Raw genomic sequence first — 1,688 nt, 5'->3', positions numbered from 1 at the left:
TATCGACGTATCAAAACGCCTTTCATATACTGCGTTTCATTATGCGTTTTGTATATCTCCAGCTTTTCTTCTTCCGTACAACCTATCAGTATTTTGATTTCTGAATCTCTCTTCATCAAATCAACGATACACATGATGGCATCAATCTTTTTATCACCGCTTCCGACCCATACATCAATTCCTGCACCATCCATAGAGGCGGTATTTTTCAAATATCCATAGTCAACCTTATAGATGAAGTTTGGAAATCTGGGATGAGCGGAGCCTCTGGGCCTGTCGATCACAATTTCCGAACTGTTTACTAATTCATCTAACGCTTTCCAAAAATCCTCGTTATAGCCGTCCACATTCATTACCTCGTCATTTTCGTCTATTATCCTTCCTCATAATCATTCCTTTCCTACTAAGGAAAATGGAACGATCTCCCCGCAGTTTGGATGTGGTACTCCGGTCACGGCTTCAATCATCATTCCATGTCCAATCACGATGACTTTTGGAACATCTGCATATTTTTGCAGCACAGGAAGCACTCTTCGCCTAATGGTTGCAGCATCTTCCCACCGGCAGCCGGAATCCGGGTGGACCCCTTTGTTCTTCACATATTCTTCGTATGCCTTCTCTGCGGTATGATCATCCTCATAGATATAAAGGTCGTTTGCAACCCATTCGTGCAGATCCGTCTCAATCCTGATTTCCAGCCCCAATTCCTTAGAAAGAATGGCTGCAGACTGCACAGCTCTTGTATAAGAAGAACACAAAATCAGGTTCGCCTCCTGAAGTCGAATATCCTTTGCTGCTTTCTTTATCTGGCCGATCCCGGTTTCCGAAAGAGGCGCTAAATTCGTTCCGTGTCCTTGATATATTTTGGTTCCACGTTCTGTATAATCTGTCTCCCCGTGCCGCACAAAATAAAACATTCATTTACCTCTTCAAACTGTGAATTTGTTCAGTCCTCGGATAACTGAAGTAGTAGCTCATATTGTTCATTTGAAACGATTTTCTTGAGTTCAGCCATGGCTTTATCATACTCGTTTTCATAGTGTGAAAATGTGTCCGTCTTCTGGAGCCTGAATCCAAGCGAAAGGTACAAAAGGATGGCTTTCCAGCTCCAGGGCTGTGTGTGGATGTAGACAGGAAGGCCCTTGTGCTTTACATAAATGTTCATAACAGCAGTGCAAAGGGCTCTCCCAAGGCCTTTTTTCTGGTGCAGATCATCAACCACGAGCCAATGCAGGGACGAAACACTGTTTATTCCACGCATATCCTGCCATGCGATGCAGGAGCCCACAACATCACCATCTTTGCTTAGTGCAAAAAGTATGTTCGGGAGCAGTTCGGGAATCTGCAGATATGTTTTGACGAAATATCTCTCCGCTTCCGTTACTGAATCAAAGTCGCCAATAGCATATTCCAGTTTTGCCCATTCTTTTTCATGCCCGGACTGATATGAAATGATAGAAAAACCATCCGGCAATTCTACATTCCTGTATTCATAATCAGAGCATTTCATAATCGTATTGCAGAATGGAATGGTTCTGTCGAGCATTGCTTCCTCCAAATTCCGATTTGTTCGCTTAGTTTTCGCCTTTCCATTCTAATTTCTTAGAAAGAAAAAGCACGAGATCATCATCGTTTGCAATTTCCGTTTCGTATTGCGCACAAGGTTTATCCCGATACCAGACACCCGT

The 1,688-nt window shown here is 43.1% G+C and carries 3 protein-coding genes; all 3 read right to left on the bottom strand.

Annotated elements, in window-relative coordinates; genetic code table 11:
- On the bottom strand, window positions 1-347 hold a 347-nt coding region (locus VZT47_RS10275), incomplete at its 3' end, for a hypothetical protein (RefSeq protein WP_330224866.1).
- Window positions 348-389: 42 nt separating this feature from the next.
- Entirely contained in the window at window positions 390-917 is a 528-nt protein-coding gene (locus VZT47_RS10270) for a histidine phosphatase family protein (protein ID WP_330224865.1), read from the bottom strand.
- A 29-nt stretch (window positions 918-946) separates the two neighbouring features.
- A complete protein-coding gene (locus VZT47_RS10265; RefSeq protein ID WP_330224864.1) occupies window positions 947-1,546 on the bottom strand; it encodes a GNAT family N-acetyltransferase in 600 nt (199 codons plus the stop codon).
- Window positions 1,547-1,688: the final 142 nt, after the last annotated feature.

Source organism: Dialister sp., assembly GCF_036343215.1.
Taxonomy (GTDB): domain Bacteria; phylum Bacillota; class Negativicutes; order Veillonellales; family Dialisteraceae; genus Dialister.
Note: the sequence above shows the minus strand (reverse complement) of the source record. Positions and strands in the feature narration are given on the sequence as shown.